This is a genomic window from Streptomyces fodineus (assembly GCF_001735805.1).
GTDB lineage: Bacteria > Actinomycetota > Actinomycetes > Streptomycetales > Streptomycetaceae > Streptomyces > Streptomyces fodineus.
Map to the genome: position 1 here is coordinate 1 of NZ_CP017248.1, position 16,032 is coordinate 16,032.

Sequence of the window (16,032 nt, forward strand, 5' to 3'; positions counted from 1 at the left end):
GGTCGCTGCTCTCCTTCTCCTTCTTCGCGGCCGCGCCCGGGGCGATCCAGGGCTCTGCGCGGCCGTTCTCGTCCAGGACGGTGACAAGGTTGAGCCGGCCGGTCCGGCGCACGTCGATGAAGCGGTGCTCCTCCAGCCATGCCTGCGCGTCGCTGATGCGGCGGGCCCCTGCTTTCTCTGGATCCGGCAGGTCCAGCAGTGTGGCCCAGGCGCTGTGCCGGATGGCCAGTTCCCGGGCGGCGTCCTCCTTCTGCAGCCACAGGTAGCTCAGGTAGAGCTTGAGCCGGACCTGGCCGCCGCGGCCGCCGCGGAGCATGCGGGCCATCGGCGGCGGCTGTTCGGTGTGGGTGAAGCGTTCGACGAAGGTGTACCGGACTTGGGCCTTGCGCCGTCCGATCCGCCCGGCGCTCTCCGCCATCTTCAGCGCGCGCAGCGAGGGCGCCCTGGCCGCTTCTGCCGTTTGATCCGCTTGCACCGGGTCACCGCCGTAATCCTAGTAGGAGAAGTTTCCTTGAGTACTTTAGTGCCGGGTGCTAGCAGCAAACTACCCCTAGACAAGGGTTGTTATCAGACCAGTAAGGCCGTCACTGGTCCGGCGCAAGGGTAGGGTGGCTAACTAGGGCTCCGCAGAAGTTTATTGACCTGGCATCAGCGGTGCCTGTACGGTCGAAGACGCAGCAGGCCGAGGAGGGGTCACCGGAGGGGTTGTGTCTCCCAATCTCCGCGTGACCGACGGCGCCTGATGCAGGGTCAATCGGCAGTCTCCCAGTTCGTCGTCCGCATGGAGAAGCGGTTTCGGGCCGAGGCGCAGGACCAGGAGGAAGCGGGGTTGTGCCTCCCCGCCCTGGTCCGCCGAAGAGCACCCACCGGCCCCGGGACCCTGTCCCGGGGCCGGTTGCTGTGCCCGCCCCAAGCCTTTCCCCGCCACACGCGCAGTCACCGACAAGCCCGAGACCCATGGTCGCCGCCTTCACGTCCAGCCCACCTCGACGGCCCTAGCCCCGCCGGGGCGTTCCGCGTCGCGCCGGTGCCCGGAGAGACCACCGCATCGTTCTGCCGTCTGGCCGCAGGCTACGCTCCGCTCCAGTTGGCAGTGGCGCAACTACCCGCCCCGCCACGAGAACGGAGGCGCGCGCCGATGCCGAGGTGCTGCTCAACGCGGCGGGTCGCACGGTCCTGGCCGGGCTGTGCGGCGTCGGGCAGGTCCTTGACTGTCACTCCCATCGCGCCGAGCACGGTGGTGACGGCGGCACGACAGGAAGTCCTTGCCCCGCTCCACCCTCACCAGCTCCGGCACTCCCCCGGCCGGGCCGTAGGGCTCATCCCGCACCACCGCGGCGCGCAAGGCGGCCAGGACCGACGAGCGGAGGGATGACCCGGGGTGACAGCGGTTCCGGTGATGACCTTGGTGGCGGTGTCGATGAACCAGGTGATCCACGGGCGCACCAGGTCGCCGTCGGCGTCGGCCAGCAGCGGGGCCTGGACGTGGTCGGTCTCCCAGGCGCAGTTGCGCCAGGACAGCGGTCGCTTGCCGAGGGAGCCGGGCCGCGGCGTCCTTTCCCCGGCCTCTTGGGAAGGTTCAATATATTTTCAGGCTGAGGTTTTCATTCAGAGCGAGATATCGATGTAGTCGATATCTGTGAATTCGACTTCAAGATGGTCGGCGCGTCGTCCGTGGTCTTTAAAATAGGTTTCTTGGATTCCCTCGGCGATAACTTCGTTGGGAGACTGGTCGCCGATGCCCTTCAGGGCGTCGAAGAGGCGACGGGCGTAGTCGGCCGGGAGGTGGACGGTGATGCGCCGTGTGCGGCCGTCGTCGGTCGTGCCGATCGGTGCGGTGTAGCCGAACCGGGCGCGGGCCTCCACGGTGATCCCGGTTCGGGTCGCGGCTTGCTTGCGGCGTCGGTCGCGGACACGGGGCTGCCAGCGGGCGCGTACGGCCGCGTCGATCCGGTCGGCGATCGCCTTGGGTGGCTGTTTGCGCGCGCCGGTGCGGTAGCGCTCCACGGAGCGCTGGGTGATGCCGAGTTCCTGGGCGACGGCCTTGGTCGTCTTCAGCTGCTTCAGGAGGAAGTTGATACGCCCTTTGAGCGTCTTGGGCGGTTCGTGGGTGAAGACCTCCTGGCCGGCCCGCTCGATGGCTTCCTGGACCAGGGCATCGTCGGCGTCGGCGTTGCCCGGACGGATCCGTCTCACCACGGCCTACTCCCCTTCGTCCGCGACGGCGTCGCCGCCCTTGATGTGGCGGGCAGGGTTGTGGCGCTGCTCCATCAGGTCGACCGCCCACGCCATCTCCTGGACACCCTCGACCTTGCAGAAGCCGGGGTTCGCGCCGACGCGGAAGGTGCCGTACACCGGCGTGCCCTCGCTGCCCAACGGCAGGAAGTCCAGCGGGGAGGGCCTGGGCTGGCGTAGACGACGCAATCCGACAGCACGGCGAGCGGGTATTGGCCGGTCAGGGCAGCGAGCTTGGCCATCTTGCGGTGCATGTTCACCCGCGCCTTGGCGATGACCGCCGCGCGGATGTCGGGCCGCCAGGTGGGGCGCTCCAGGGCGGGCCAGCGCTCCCCGTCTTTGTAGTGGCGGCCCTGGGGGCGTTCGCGGAGCTTGCCGATGCCGCCCTTGACCGTCGACTTGATCGCCGACAGCACCATCGCGCCCTGCCGGTGCCGGCGCACCAAGGCCGCCAGGTCCTCGTCACTCAGGTCGGCACGACCCGCGGGCAGTTCGGCGAGCGCAGCACGCAGGCCGTCGAGGCGGGTGTCATCGGCGGCCGCGTACGTCTTGTGCAGCGCCATCGCGTTCAGGAACGCGGCCGGGTCGGTGTCCTTGTCGATGGGGATGCCCATGTCGGCGGTGGTGGTGAGGTAGGCGTCCTTGATTCGGTCGTGCCACGGATCCAGGTACGCGCCGGTCTCCTGGCGCAGGTACGCCTCGACCGGGCGGACCTCGTAGCCGAGTTCCTGCGCGTACGCCAGGGTCGCGGTGGTGTACCAGCCGGGCCCCTCGGGGCGCAGACCGCTGGGGGTGAAGGGGTTGGGCAGGCGCGCGTCCAGGTCGATGCCGGACAGGTCCACCAGCCAGGTGCCGGGAATCTTCTTGTCGAACACGGGCGCCGTGACGTGGACGGGCCCGGACAGGCCGATGGTGAGGCGGGCTGCGGCGGCGAGGAAGGCGGTGTTGATGTCGATGCCCACCGCCCAGGGCAGCAAGCACTCTTCGTCACTGAGCAGGTGGGGGTCGCGCACCCACTGGTAGGCCTCCTCGTCCAGGAAGCCGCGCTCCCAGCCCTGTGCGACCGGATGCTCCTGGGGGGCCTCCGGCGGTGCCGGGTCCACCGGCCGGGCGAGTGCGCCCGGGTTGGGGCCTGAGACCCACTCGCCGGTCGTCTCGTCCTTGACGGGCCGGGTCGGCGGCCGCAATGCCGTCATCAGCTCCAGCCCGGTCACCGCGGTGGAGCCACGCGGAGTGAGCACCCGGGACGCGAACACGCCCAGGACACGGGCCAGATCGGCCGGGTGCAGGTCGGCGGCGGCACCCCAGGCGCGGGTGTCGAGGGCCTCCCAGGGCAGGACCGCCAGCTGTACGCACTGCCGCCGGCTCGTCTCGGCCGGGCGGTAGATCCGCGGCCACGGACCGAACCCGCGCTGCGTCAACTTCCATCTGGCCTTGGCGAGTTGCTTGACCACCGGATGGTCCTCCGCCAGGCGCAGGCCCCGGCGGTCCTCCAGCCGCTCCGGCAGCCCGAACCGCGCGGCGGCCGAGGGGGTCAGCACGATCAGCGGGTCGGATTCCTTGCCGTGGCGGTGCAGCCGTGCCTGTCCGATTCCCGACTCCTTGAGCACCCAGTCCACCAACTGGCCGATGGTGGTGGCCGGGCAGTCCAGCAGCACTCCGCCCAGGCAGTACGCGGTGCCGTCCCCGTCCAGCACGGCGAGGGGGCCGTTGGGGAAGCGGGCATCGGCTGTAGGCGCGGCCGGCGTTGGCCTGGCCGGACGCCGCGACGCCGCCGTCGCCCTCGGAGCCTCAGTCGGAGGGGACGCGGCAGAAGCAGAGCGGTGAGGGCGCGGAAAACTCACGGACGCAGGTGGCATGTCGTCAGCGGGCTCATCGGCGGGCGCAGGCCGCTGAGGTGTGGGCGCGGGACCGGTGAAGGTCTCCGGCACGGGCTCGGTGGCCGGTTCGGCCGGGTGCTTGGCCGCCCAGCCTTCCAGCAGCCGCCGATACGCCTCACGACGTGGCGGGCGCGGCTCGGATCGGCCGTTCTCCCAGTTCTTCACCGTCTGCGTCGAAGTCCGCAGCACCTGAGCCAGCCGCGCCTGCGTGATACCGGCCGCCTCCCGCAGTCGAGCCCGCTCCGCCGGCGGCGGCAACTCCGGCTCGCCCGCCAGTAGTTCGTCCACCGCCGCGAAGAGCTCGTCCTGACTCGGCCGGTTAGTCATCGCCACCTCCAGCCCGCACCCTAGCAAAAATTAACCCTGGATTTATCCATGCGCTTAGCCTCATCCGCCGGTTGGCTTCCAGTGGCGCAGCGGATGGGCTGGGGTAGAACATGAGGACGCTGTGTGGGGCGAAGAGGGGGTGGGGCGTTGGCAGCGGGGGTGTTGCGAACCGTGCCGCTGGCCGGGGAGCTGACCTCCTCGCTGATCAGCCGGGTGGCGGCCCGCTACGGACTCGCGGCCAGCAGCGTGCTGCGACTGTGGACGTGCCGCAACTCCCCCACCCGGCACGACGGCGGCGGTGTGAGGGCAGATGCAGAGGTTGTCCTCAACGGGGCCGGGCGGGGTGTGCTCGCCGAGCTGTGCGGGGTTCAGCCGGCCGTGCTGGCGCGGGCTCTGCCGTCCTTCACCGTGGACGACCCCGAGATCAGCAACAGTCGGGACGCCGCCCTGGCGCAGGCACGGTGGCGGGCGGCGGCCGCGGTGGCGGGAGAAGCAGCGTTCGGCTGCCGGCTGTGCACCGCGCAGCGCACCGGGCAGGCACTGCGGGCGGTGCGGTATCTGCCGCGTCGGCAGCGGGTCTGCCTGCGGCACGGGCGCTGGCAGCTGGACGCGGACGCCGACCAGCCGCTGGAACACCTCGATCTGCGCCTGCTGCCGGAGGTGGTGGCCGCACAGCGGCGGTGGCCGGGCGTGGCACGGCGTGCGGTGCGCGCCGGGGTGGAGCCGGAGCAGGCGTTCACGCTGGCGCATGCGGTGGTGGCTCACTGGTGGGAGCAGGCCCTGTACTGGGAGCAGGAGGAGATCTGGCCGCGCCGTCTGCATCAACTGGCGGGCGGCAACGCGGGATCACGGCTTGAGTGGTGGCGGATCGTGGGCCGGGACGCGGCGATCTTCCCGGAGGTGGTGGCCGTGGCGCAGGTGCTGCTGGAGCCGGCCACGGCCGAGGTGGCCTGGCAGGCAAGCGGCGGGATGCAGCCTCGGGCGCGCGCCGCCGACGATGCGTTGTGTCACCGGCTGGGCGAGCGGGGGGGCCGCACATGGCTGGGGCCCGAACTTGCGGCCGACCACGGCAGCCCGCTGAACGACTGGAGGGGCGCGATCGTGCGCGCCCGCCGCCACGAGGCGGGGCCGCCGGGCTGGCGGGAGGATCCGTGGCGGCTGAAGCGGGAACAGCAGCCCGCCACGATGGCCGGCCAGCTGCGCGTCATGGCGGCAGAAGCCCAGTCGGGCGGCTCGGGGACCCGATGGCGGGCCACGGTAAGCGCCGAACAACGGTTCCGCATCACGCAGTTGGTCGACGAGGCACGCGAACAGCTGGTGGAGCTGCGCGGTGTGCACAGCGGCACCACTGCCGAGGTGGCCCGCACCCTGCTGGAGCACCTCAGCCACAGTGCCGCCCTGATCGACCGGGCCCTCGTGCACACCGCCACCGCAGCCGTCGCCGCCGGGGTGGCACTGGAGGAGGCCGCCGCCTGGTCCCGCCTGCCCGCCCAGGAGCTGGCCGAGGTGCTCGCCGCGGGTGAGGGCGAGGACTGACACGGCCGGCGGCAGCCGAACGGCGGCGCGGGCCGGTCGGCAGCCGGCCAGCCGTTGCCGACAGGGTGCGGCGCGGCGGGGTGAAAGTGCAGCACTCTGCACTGACACCGGTGCTCCTGCCCGGCACCCTGGGTGCCCCGCGTAGCCCAACATCCTGCGGTTGCACGGATGTTGCGGTTACCGGCCGGTTCTCCTGCGCGGCAGGTCAGGCATGGCGTTGTGTGGAGTACGTGATCATCGACAGCAGCCGGGAGGCCGCATCGTCTGCGGTGCCCGGGGCCGGGTGCCGCATCCCCGAGCCGCACAGCACGGATGGTGCTGTTGGAAGCGAGGGCGCTCCAGCCGTAGACGCCGGCCTGATCGATGTGCGCTTTCGAGACCCTCTGGGGTGCTCGCGTCAGGTCCCATGGCTTGAGGCTGCGCAGGACGTCCCCTTCGAGGACTCTCCTGCGGTACGGCCTTTCCCCGTCCGGCACGGGCGGCGCGTTGCTCCGGGCTGGTGGTGGTCGTCGACCAACGGGCGGCTGGTGGCGTACGGGTCCAGTGTCATGCGGACCCAGCTCATGCTGCTGGACCGGGAACCTGCGGTCGTGGCGGTGGCCTGCCGGCCGGTGGAACTCGTGTGGCGTGAGGCCGGCAAGGTCGTCGGTCATGCGCCGCAGCTGATGGCCAGACTGCAGGACGGCAGCGCCCTGTTGCTCGACTGCGCGGGACGCAGCGGCCCCTCTGCCCGGCTGGCGGCGCGGGCCCGGGTTGTGGCGGCTGCCGCCAAGGCAGCGGGCTGGTCCTACCCGCTCGCGGGGCCGCCGGATCCGGTGCTGGTGGCCAACGTGCGGTGGCTGGCGGGTTACCGGCATCCCCGGTACGCCGCAGGGCCGTGGACGCCGGCTCTGGTGGAGGTGTTCGGCAGTCCGCGGCCGGCGGTGGAGGCGGTGCGGGAGCTGGGTGACCCGATCGCCGTGTGGCCTGCGGTCTTTCACGCACTGTGGAGCGGTGTGCTGCGGGTGCGGCTGGACGAACCGCTGCACGAGCGCGTTGTCCTCTCGGTCGCACGGCAGGAGGCCGAAGCGGCGTGACGCAGGCGGTTGTCGACGTCGGGGCGCGCCTTCGCTACGACGGACGGGTATGGACGCTCGCCGTGCTGGAAGGCGCCCGGGCCGCGCTGGTGAGTGACGAGGGCGCCTCGGCGGTGGTGCTGCTGCCCTACCTGTTCGCCGATCCGTCCTTCGAGATTGAAGGGGGCCGGCGCCGGGGAGGGTGCCGCCGTTCGGGCTGCTGGAGGCGCTGCCGGTCGAGGTGCGGGAGCGAGCTCTGGCGTGGCAGCGGCATGTGCGGGAGGTGGAGACCGGCTTTCCTGACGCCATCGGGCAGGGCGCCCCGCGTGAGCAGTTCGATCCGGCGACACGGAGCCTGGAGCAGCGGGAGCGGGCGAAGGCCGAGGAGTTGACGGCGGCGGGCTGGGCGGCGAGTGCGGCGACGGTGCGCCGGATGCGGGCGCGCTACCGCAGCGAGGGCTTGTGGGGGCTGGTCGACGGCCGGGCGGTGCGGGAGCGGTCGGCGGTGGGGCGGGCCGATGAGCGGGTGGTCGCGGCAGTCAGGAAGGTGCTGGAGGGGCAGCGGGATCGGTCGACGGGCACGCTGGTGCGGCTGCGCCGACGGGTGGGGTGGCTGCTGGAGGAGGAGCACGGCCCTGGGGTGGTGGCGCTGCCGCCGGCGTCGACGTTCAACCGGCTGGTGCACGCGGTGGCCGACGGGCAGGGCCTTTTGGGGACGGCGGCGCAGCGGCGGTGGCATGCGTCGCGGCCGGCACCTCCGTTCACGCCGACGGTGGCACTGCGGCCGGGTGAGCTGGTGATGCTGGACAGCACGCCGCTGGATGTCCTGGCGGTGCTGGACGACGGTGTGACCGGCCGCCTTGAACTGTGCATCGCGCTGGACGTGGCGACGCGCAGCATCTGCGCCGCACTGCTGCGTCCGGTGGGCACGACGTCGGTGGACGCGGCGATGCTGCTGGCGCAGATGGTGGTGCCGACGGCGATGCGGCCGGGCTGGGACGCGGCGCTGTCCATGCAGCGGTCGGTCATCCCCTACGAGCGGCTGATCGCGCTGGACGCGCGGCTGGAGCAGGCTGCCGCCCGGCCGGTGATCATGCCGGAGACGGTGGTGGTGGACCAGGGCCGGGTGTACGTGTCGGCGTCGTTCGTCTCGGCGTGCGAGAGCCTGGGGGTGTCGGTGCAGCCGGTGCCGCCGGCGAACGGCCCGGCGAAGGGGAACGTGGAGCGGACCTTCCGCGCGATTGCCGACGGGTTCAGCCAGTACCTGCCGGGCCACACCGGCTCGGACGTCTCCCAGCGGGGCGCGGCCGCAGAGCAGGATGCCTGCTGGAGCCTGACGCAGCTTCAGGAACTGCTGGACGAGTGGGTCATCTGCGGGTGGCAGGAGCGCCGGCACGAAGCGCTGCGGCACCCGATGATGCCGCACCTCGCCGTCTCCCCGAACGAGATGTGGGCAGCTTTGGTGGCGGTGACCGGGCATGTACCGGTGCCCTTGTCCGCCGACGACTACGTCGAGCTGCTGCCTCTTCGGTGGCAGGCCGTCAACGACTACGGCGTCCGCTTCGGCTACCGCACCTACGACCACCCCGGCCTGAACCCCTACCGGCGCCGCCGCTCACCGCGGGCGGACAAGAACGGACGGTGGGAGGTCCACCACAATCCCTACGATCCGAACCGGGTGTGGGTGCGCCTGCCCGAGGGATGGCTGGAGGTGCCATGGGTCCACGCGGGGGCGGTCAGGCGCCCGTTCACCGCGTTCACCTTCGACCACGTCCGCCGCACCGTGGAACGCCGGCATGGCCGTGAAGAGCACGAGGCGGCGATCGCCCAGGCGCTGGATGCGCTGCTGCGGCGTGCCAGCCAGGGACTGGGCAGCAGGCGGGAGCGGACGGTAGCCGCCCGGGCCCAGGCGGCCGCGCAGATGACCGATCCCTCCCCCGCCACCGCCCCGCAGCAGTGGCCTGCGCCTCTCGCGCCGGGGGCCTCGTTCGGGCTGCCCGGCTCCTTCACCGTCCCGCTTCCAGATGGCGACGGCTGGGACGCCGACGACAGCCTGGACGACATCGAGGACAACCCGGACGACGAGGACTACCTTCTCGCCGCCCTCGCCGACGGCCAGGACGCCGCCGCAGACCATGCGGATGAGGCCGAAGCATCCGAGCCGACGGCCGAGACGGCCCAGGACCAGGCCGCTGAGCAGACGCGGAACGCCGCCGGGGCGGGCGGCCTGCGCATCTACGACCCCTACCAGGAGGCCCAGGCATGGTGACAGCGGCCCAGCCCGCCACCACGAGCACGTTCAGTCCGCTGACCACGTGGGACGGATGGCAGCAGTTCGTCGACACACCCCACGCGCCGGCGCGGGAGGCCGGCGACCAGGAGTGGACGCTGGAGCAGCGGGAGGACTACCACGCACGGTTCGTGGTGCTGAAAACTCCCGCGATGGACACCATCTCCACCGCGGTACGCCGCCTGCTGCTGCTCAACCGCGGCCAGCAGGGCGGAGCCAGGCGCGGCCTGATCATCTCCGGGCCGGCCACCACCGGGAAGACGACCGCGATGCAGCAGCTCGGGCGCACCGTCGAACTCGCCGACCGGCGCCGCCACCCCAACCAGGACGGGCGTCTGCCGGTGCTGTTCATCACCGTGCCGCCGTCCTCCACCCCGAAGATGCTCATCAGCGAGTTCGCCCGCTTCCTCGGCCTGCCGATGCTGGAGCGGATGAACCAGATCCAGATCACCAACGCCGTGTGCGAGCTGCTGTGCGAGCTGGGCACCCAGCTGGTCCTGGTCGACGACGTACACCTGATGGACACCCGCAGCCGGGCCGGCGCCGAGACCTCCGACCAGCTGAAATACCTCGGCGAGCGGATTCCCGCGACCTTCGTCTACTCCGGCATCGACGTCGAAGCCTCACCCCTGCTGACCGGCGTGCGCGGCTCCCAGCTCGCCGGCCGCTTCAAAATCGTGCGCAACCAGCCCCTGCGCTACGGCAGCACCGCGGACCAGCAGATCTGGCACGACCTGGTGCGCAGCATGGACAGCGCCCTGCGGCTACGCCGCCACCGGCCCGGCGCGCTGGTCACGCACGCCGCCTACCTGCACGCCCGCACCGGCGGCCGCATGGGCAGCCTCTCCCACCTCGTCCGCGAAGCCGCCCTGGTCTCCCTGCTGGACGGCACCGAGAAGATCACCAAGAAACTGCTCGAACAGATCGAGCTCGACAGCGCCGCCGAACAACGGGCCCGGGCACCACACCGCCGCCGGACGCCCTCACAACGCCAGCCCTGACCGGCGGCGTCTGCCTCAACCGTCCGTCCCAATCCCCTATTTGGCCACGGTTCGGATGCCGGTACATCCGAACCCTCCAGGAACGACCTCTGCTCCCGATGCACGACTTTCTTCCACCACAGCCGCAGCCGCCGCGTACGGCTGCGGCACGTCCGGGGCCGGTACGGCTCGCGCCGCTGCAGGGCGAGACGAACCTGTCGTACCTGGACCGGCTGGCCGACCGCTACCGGCTCGGCGTCAGAGACCTCGTCCCCTCGCTGCTCCAGGTCGGCGGAGGCCTGTTCAAGGGCTACCGCACGGACGGCGAGGTGTACCTCAACGCCGAAGCCCGCGCCCGCATCTCCGTGTTCAGCCGCGTGCCCGAAAAGATCCTTCAGCGGGCCCTGCCCGCCTGGACCGCCCAGGAACCCCTCTCACCGGACGGGGCGGGTGCAGCCGGGCGGTTCCGCTTCGGGGCCGTGGTGCCGGCCGCGGGAGAAGGCTGCCGGCTATGCACGGCCGCACGCACCGGACGGGCCAAGCCCGCCCGGATATACCTGAAACCGCACACCCGCATCTGCCCACGCCACCGGCGCTGGATGCTCGGCACCCACTGGATCGACGGCGCACCGGCCGACACCGAGCAGATCGACCTGACAGGACTGCCGGAGATGGTCACGGCGCACCGGCGGCACCTGGACCTGCTGCGCCACCGGCCGGACGCCGCCCGCGCGTTCGAGATCGCGCACGCCGTGATCGTCTCCTGGTGGGCGCAGCAATGGCCCGAGGAGGAGCAGTGGCCGCACCGGGCACGCCACACCGCGCCGCCCGGGGCTGATCCTGGCTGGTGGCGGCTGCTGGTGCGGGACGCGGTCACCTACCCGGAGGCGGTCGCCCTCACCTCGGTCCTCACCGGCGAACGTACCCGGCAGCGGCTGCTCGACGACACCGGCGGACATCTGCCTCACACGCTCGCTCACGTGCCTGGTCTGGTCGGCGAACTGGCGCGGGTCACGGAGCGGCCGTGGCTTGTTGAGCGGATCGCCTCGACCTCGGCTGGTCCTTTGCTGCTCTGGGCGCAGCACTGCGTACGGGCCGCCGCGGATGCAGCCGTCGCCGACCCGCTGTGGACGCTGCACATGGCGCACCGGCCCCGCCCCATCGCCCGCGAACTCACCGCCTACCGCGACGCCGCACAGCAGCCGGAGAAGGCTGCGGGCGGTAAACGGCTTCACCTGGGGCTCCGGCACAGGTCGGATCAGGCGTTCACCACCGGGCTGGCGCACGCCCGCGCCTACGCCGCCGTCCACGGCCACCTCGCCGCCCCGATCCACAGCCGCTTCAACGGCTTCGCCCTGGGCCGGTGGCTGTCGAACCACCGGAAATTCCCCGCGATGCCACCCGAACACGTCGCGGAACTCGAGACGCTGGATCCGTGGTGGCGGCCGCCGTGGAGGGTGATGTGGCAGCGCTTCTACTACCAAGCCCGCGACCACGTCCGCGCCCGCGGAGCCTTGCGGCCCGAACACGGCTTCCCCACCACCGGCTTCGGCCTGGGCGAATGGCTCTACAACCAATGTGCCGGCTACGACACCCTGCACCCTGGCCAGCAGCGCCTCCTGGCCGACATCGGCCTCACCCCCGAGGCCGTACAGACAGCACGGCCCCGCCGCAAGCACATGGCCACCCACTTCCAAAGTGTCCTCGCCCGCGCCCGCGCCTACGCCGACACCCACGGCACACTGGTGACCGCGACCACCGACACCGTCCAGGACGGACTGAAGCTGGGACAGTGGCTGTCCAACCAGCGCAGCAAAGACCGCGCCTACCAACTGCGCCACGGCACCCCCTCACCCCGCGCGCTGGCCCTGTCGGCGATCGACCCCTGGTGGAACCCGCCCTGGACCCTGGAATGGCAACGCTCCTGGCACCAGGCACACACCCATGTCCAAGCCGGCCACGTCCTGGACACCGCGGCCGGATTCCCCAGCACCACCAGCGCGCTCGCCGCGTGGCTGACCACCCAGTGCGCCCAGTACGACACACTCCAGCCCGGCCAACACGACCTGCTCGCCCGCATCGGAATCACCGAGGACCGAGCCCGCGGCGCCGCCGCCCGGCCCGCTGAAAACGAGGCCGACTTCGCCACCGCCCTGGGCTACGCACGCTCCTACCACGCGACACACGGCACCCTCGCCGCCGCAACCGACACCGTCCACGACGGCTTCCAGCTCGGACGATGGCTGCGCCGACAGCGCCAGCACACCCGCGACCACGCCCACCGCGGCACACCACCATCCGCCCAGACCAAAGCCCTGACCGCAGTCGATCCCTGGTGGTGCCCGCCCTGGACCCTCGCGTGGCAGCGCTCCTGGCAGCACATCCACGACCAGACCAAGGCCGGCCACCACCTCGACGCCGACCACCACTTCCGCAGCTTCGCCCCCGCCCAGCGCACCTGGCTACGCCTGCAGCGCACGCACTACGACGGCCTCCACCCCGACCAGCAACGCCTCCTGGCCGACATCGGCCTCACCCACGAAACCGCCCGCACCCGGCCCATCAACCCCTACGCCGAAACCGCCCTCGCCCACGCCCGCGCCTACGCCGCCCTCCACCGCACCCTGGCCGTGACCTACTCCACCGTCCACGACGGCTTCCCCCTCGGACGCTGGCTCAACGACCAACGCCAACAGGCCCGACGCGAGACCACCCCCAACGCCCGCCACCAGGCCCTCACCACGATCGACCCGTGGTGGAACCCACCCTGGGACCTCGCCTGGCAACGCGCCTACACCCGCGCCCGCACCACACAAGACCGACCTGGCGGACCACCATTCGACGTACGCACCTGGACCAGAGCACAACACGCCGCCTGGCCCCACCTACGCCCCCAACAGCAACAACTCCTGACCGACCTGAACATCACCCCCGAAACCGCCGCCCGCCGCCCAACCAGCCGCGTCTACCCCACAAGCCCCGGACTCGCCCACGCACGCACCTACGCCGCCCTGAACGGCCACCTCTCCCCAGCGCCGACACCCACCACGACGGCTTCCCCCTCGGCCGCTGGCTCGTACAAACACGCCGCGCAGCCCGACGAGGCCACCTGGCCCCCACCACCACCCACACCCTCGACACCATCGACCCCTGGTGGAACCCACCCTGGCCCAGCCTCTGGCAACGCACCTACCAAAAAGCCCAGTTGAACCATCACACCGGCCAGGGCCCCTCCCCCACCCTCCAGCGATGGACCGACAGACAACGCACCCGCTGGAACACCCTCCACCCCCAGCAACAACACCTCCTCACCACCATCGGCATCACCCCGGACTTCACCAGCGCCACCTACCCCGCACCCGACAACCGGCGGAACGCATAGCGGTGATCGCCGGACCGGTAATAGCCTTTTTCTTCAGCTTTCGGCAGGAGCGCTACGCATGAGCGGTGCAGTCCCGGCAGGCAATACGTCCGAAGACAAGGACCTGGAGAAGGTCCTCGCCGCGTGCCACGACAGGCTGCCTCCTCCCGCCCAGTGGTCAGCCTTCGCCGGCTACCCCGAAAGCCTCGCACTCTCAGTGATCGATGCCATCTGGTCGGTCGGCACCCGCTACGCCATCACCACAGGCGTGATCAACCGCTACATCGCGCAGCGCAGACTGAGGGGCGGCGATGCCACCGGTGACGACCTGACAGACCTGCTCACCTTCTACAACCAGCTCGGTGGCATCGACGCCTTCATCCACCACATCGGCACCAGAAACCGCGTCTCCACCCAGCCAGGCGCCACCCTGAAAGGCGCAGCCGTCCAAGAGGCCGCAACAGCCCTGTTGGGCCTCGGCATCAACACAGCCGCGCAGTTCCGGACCGCCGAGACCACCGACCTTGGAGATCAGGCCCGAGCTGCGTGGACCGCGGTACCGGGCCAGGGCTCGGGCGTCTCCTGGCGCTATCTGCGCATGTTGCTCGGACTGCCGGACGTCAAACCGGACCGCATGGTGATCCGGTTCATCACCTCCGCCTTGGGCATCTCCGAGCACTCGCTCGAGCGCGAACGTGCCGTCCAGCTCGTCTGCGCCGCAGCCGAGCGCCTCGGTATAGAACCGCCGGCCCTCGACCACGCCATCTGGACCTGGCAGACGACAGGCCACCGCGCGCACGACAGCATCAGCCAAGCGGAACACCTCAAGGCTCTTGCGCACACGTTCATCGGGGCAGCGTTCCCGATCCTGGCCCAGCAGCGCGTTATCCCAGCCTCCGTCTTCCAGCCCTTCATCCACGTCGGCCGCGACTACGCAGGCCCGGACATCATGCACCAACCCGAGTTCCAGGAGCTGGAGTCGGCCCTGGAGCAGGCGTATCCCGGGCGGTTCGCGGAGCCGTTGAAAAGACGCCACGCCGAGTTCGCAAAGCACTACGTCTTCAGCTTCCTCGAGGCTGCCATCGCGCGGTGCGCGCTCGGCGACGGCGTGTTCGAAGCCGACAGCCCCGCCGTGGCCAGATCCGCCGACGAACTGATCGACGTCCTCAACAGCGACGAGTACACCCTGCAGTGCTGCCGCGCCGTCACCCACATCACCACCACGGGGGAAGAACCCGTTCAGATCGGCGAGGTCACCATCTACCGGGAGACCGACACTCCCGATCTCGTCGAGCGAGCGCAGCAGCTGATCCCGGCCATTCCGACCGCATTCGGCGGAGATCTTCCCTTCATTTACGCGCCGCCCCACGCACTCCTCGTCTCCACTGCCGCAGTGCCGCAGGGCGACGACCCATACGCTGCCGGACGCCGGGCATCCTCGACGATCAACCGTTTCCTGCTGCTCGCTCGGCTGCTGCACGCGGGTCGCATCAATCCGGTTGGGAGATCACCGGCGCCTCCACCCTCGTGGCCGAAATCCGCCCGCAGCCACGGACGTTCAACCCCGTGCAACTGGGCTCCCTCCTTGAGCGCGTCGTGCGACTCTCCACCGACGACGCGCCGGCCTTCGCCGCGCTCAGCGACTTCATCGACGCAGCGGTCATCAAACGCGACGGCATGGCGGCAACGTCCTTCGACACGGCCCTGTACCGGTACAACCGCGCGCACGAAGAAGGCGACAACTTCGAACGCATCGTCGACCTCGCCACCGCCCTTGAGGCTGTCCTGACCGGAGACGACAAAGGCGAAGGCCTCTCACTGCGGCTCAAGAACCGGGCCGCTGCACTGCTGGCCACCCCAACGGACACCGGGACATCAATCTTCAGCGACATCACCAAGCTCTACGAACTGCGCTCCCGCCTGGTCCACGGCGGCAGCATCCCGCAAAAAGACCTCGTCAAGATCATCATGTCTGTCTCCACCGTCCCCGACGGTGCCATGTTCGGCGTCGCCCTCGCCTTCGCGGTCGATCGCACGCGCGACCTCGTACGCCGCTCATTCCTCGCCCGACTCTGCCTGGGCTCCGGCACCGAACCCCTGTGGCCCTTCGGCAAGAGCACACCAGTAGACGCAGCACTGGCCGACGACACCACACGCGCACAATGGCGAGCCCACTGGAGAGACCAGCTCGCAGGCCTCGGCGCCGCCTCAGCCGCCAATCCGGCCCGCCCCGGAACCGACCCGATCACCCGCCGCAGCAACACCCAAACACAGCCCCGCCACTCCACAGAACCACGCCCCAAGTAGCGGCCCACTGCAACAGCACCACGCTCAGCCAACCTGAACACCCACAACACACCCGCAGGTC

General features: G+C 70.7%; 10 protein-coding genes and 1 pseudogene. 8 read left to right on the forward strand and 3 right to left on the reverse strand.

Translation table 11 applies throughout. The features are described from left to right. The 3 genes and pseudogenes from BFF78_RS00005 to tap form a co-directional block, all read right to left on the reverse strand. Positions 1–475, reverse strand: a 475-nt coding sequence (locus BFF78_RS00005) for a hypothetical protein (RefSeq protein ID WP_227025641.1), incomplete at its 3' end; no start/stop codon positions are given. Positions 476–1,608: 1,133 nt separating this feature from the next. Further along, positions 1,609–2,199, reverse strand: a complete 591-nt coding sequence (gene tpg / locus BFF78_RS00015) for a telomere-protecting terminal protein Tpg (protein WP_193433384.1) — start codon at positions 2,197–2,199, stop codon at positions 1,609–1,611. 3 nt (positions 2,200–2,202) lie between these two features. Beyond that, positions 2,203–4,442 (reverse strand): annotated as a pseudogene (tap, locus tag BFF78_RS00020) (telomere-associated protein Tap). A 171-nt stretch (positions 4,443–4,613) separates the two neighbouring features. Here tap and BFF78_RS00025 point away from each other — a divergent pair. The 8 genes from BFF78_RS00025 (at position 4,614) to BFF78_RS00055 (ending at position 15,971) form a co-directional block, all read left to right on the forward strand. Next, positions 4,614–5,978 (forward strand): DNA-binding protein, encoded by a 1,365-nt coding sequence (locus BFF78_RS00025; protein ID WP_107440843.1) that lies wholly within the window; start codon positions 4,614–4,616, stop codon positions 5,976–5,978. 365 nt (positions 5,979–6,343) lie between these two features. Then, a complete protein-coding gene (locus BFF78_RS00030; RefSeq protein WP_227025642.1) occupies positions 6,344–7,054 on the forward strand; it encodes a TnsA-like heteromeric transposase endonuclease subunit in 711 nt (236 codons plus the stop codon). 181 nt (positions 7,055–7,235) lie between these two features. Further along, positions 7,236–9,302, forward strand: a complete 2,067-nt coding sequence (locus BFF78_RS00035; protein ID WP_227026197.1) for a transposase — start codon at positions 7,236–7,238, stop codon at positions 9,300–9,302. Continuing rightward, positions 9,296–10,324, forward strand: a complete 1,029-nt coding sequence (locus BFF78_RS00040; RefSeq protein ID WP_069776358.1) for a TniB family NTP-binding protein — start codon at positions 9,296–9,298, stop codon at positions 10,322–10,324. Before BFF78_RS00035 ends, BFF78_RS00040 begins: the two co-directional genes overlap by 7 nt. Before the next feature lie 98 nt (positions 10,325–10,422). Then, positions 10,423–13,512 carry a Helicase associated domain protein gene (locus BFF78_RS00045; protein WP_227025643.1) on the forward strand — a complete coding sequence of 1,030 codons (3,090 nt, stop codon included), beginning with the start codon at positions 10,423–10,425 and terminating at the stop codon, positions 13,510–13,512. Then, positions 13,509–13,685, forward strand: a complete 177-nt coding sequence (locus tag BFF78_RS47535) for a hypothetical protein (protein WP_227025644.1) — start codon at positions 13,509–13,511, stop codon at positions 13,683–13,685. The genes BFF78_RS00045 and BFF78_RS47535 overlap by 4 nt, the downstream gene beginning before the upstream one ends. Before the next feature lie 58 nt (positions 13,686–13,743). Beyond that, entirely contained in the window at positions 13,744–15,453 is a 1,710-nt protein-coding gene (locus BFF78_RS00050; protein WP_069776359.1) for a hypothetical protein, read from the forward strand. Beyond that, positions 15,342–15,971: a HEPN domain-containing protein gene (locus BFF78_RS00055; RefSeq protein WP_069776360.1), complete on the forward strand. Its 630-nt coding sequence runs from the start codon at positions 15,342–15,344 to the stop codon at positions 15,969–15,971. Before BFF78_RS00050 ends, BFF78_RS00055 begins: the two co-directional genes overlap by 112 nt. The last annotated feature ends 61 nt before the right edge of the window (positions 15,972–16,032 follow it).

Excerpts from the sequence above, each read along its gene's own strand:
- BFF78_RS00055 (WP_069776360.1), top strand. The coding sequence starts at position 15,342 with ATGGCGGCAACGTCCTTCGACACGGCCCTGTACCGGTACAACCGCGCG.
- BFF78_RS00045 (WP_227025643.1), top strand. The coding sequence starts at position 10,423 with ATGCACGACTTTCTTCCACCACAGCCGCAGCCGCCGCGTACGGCTGCG.
- BFF78_RS00050 (WP_069776359.1), top strand. The coding sequence starts at position 13,744 with ATGAGCGGTGCAGTCCCGGCAGGCAATACGTCCGAAGACAAGGACCTG.
- BFF78_RS00040 (WP_069776358.1), top strand. The coding sequence starts at position 9,296 with ATGGTGACAGCGGCCCAGCCCGCCACCACGAGCACGTTCAGTCCGCTG.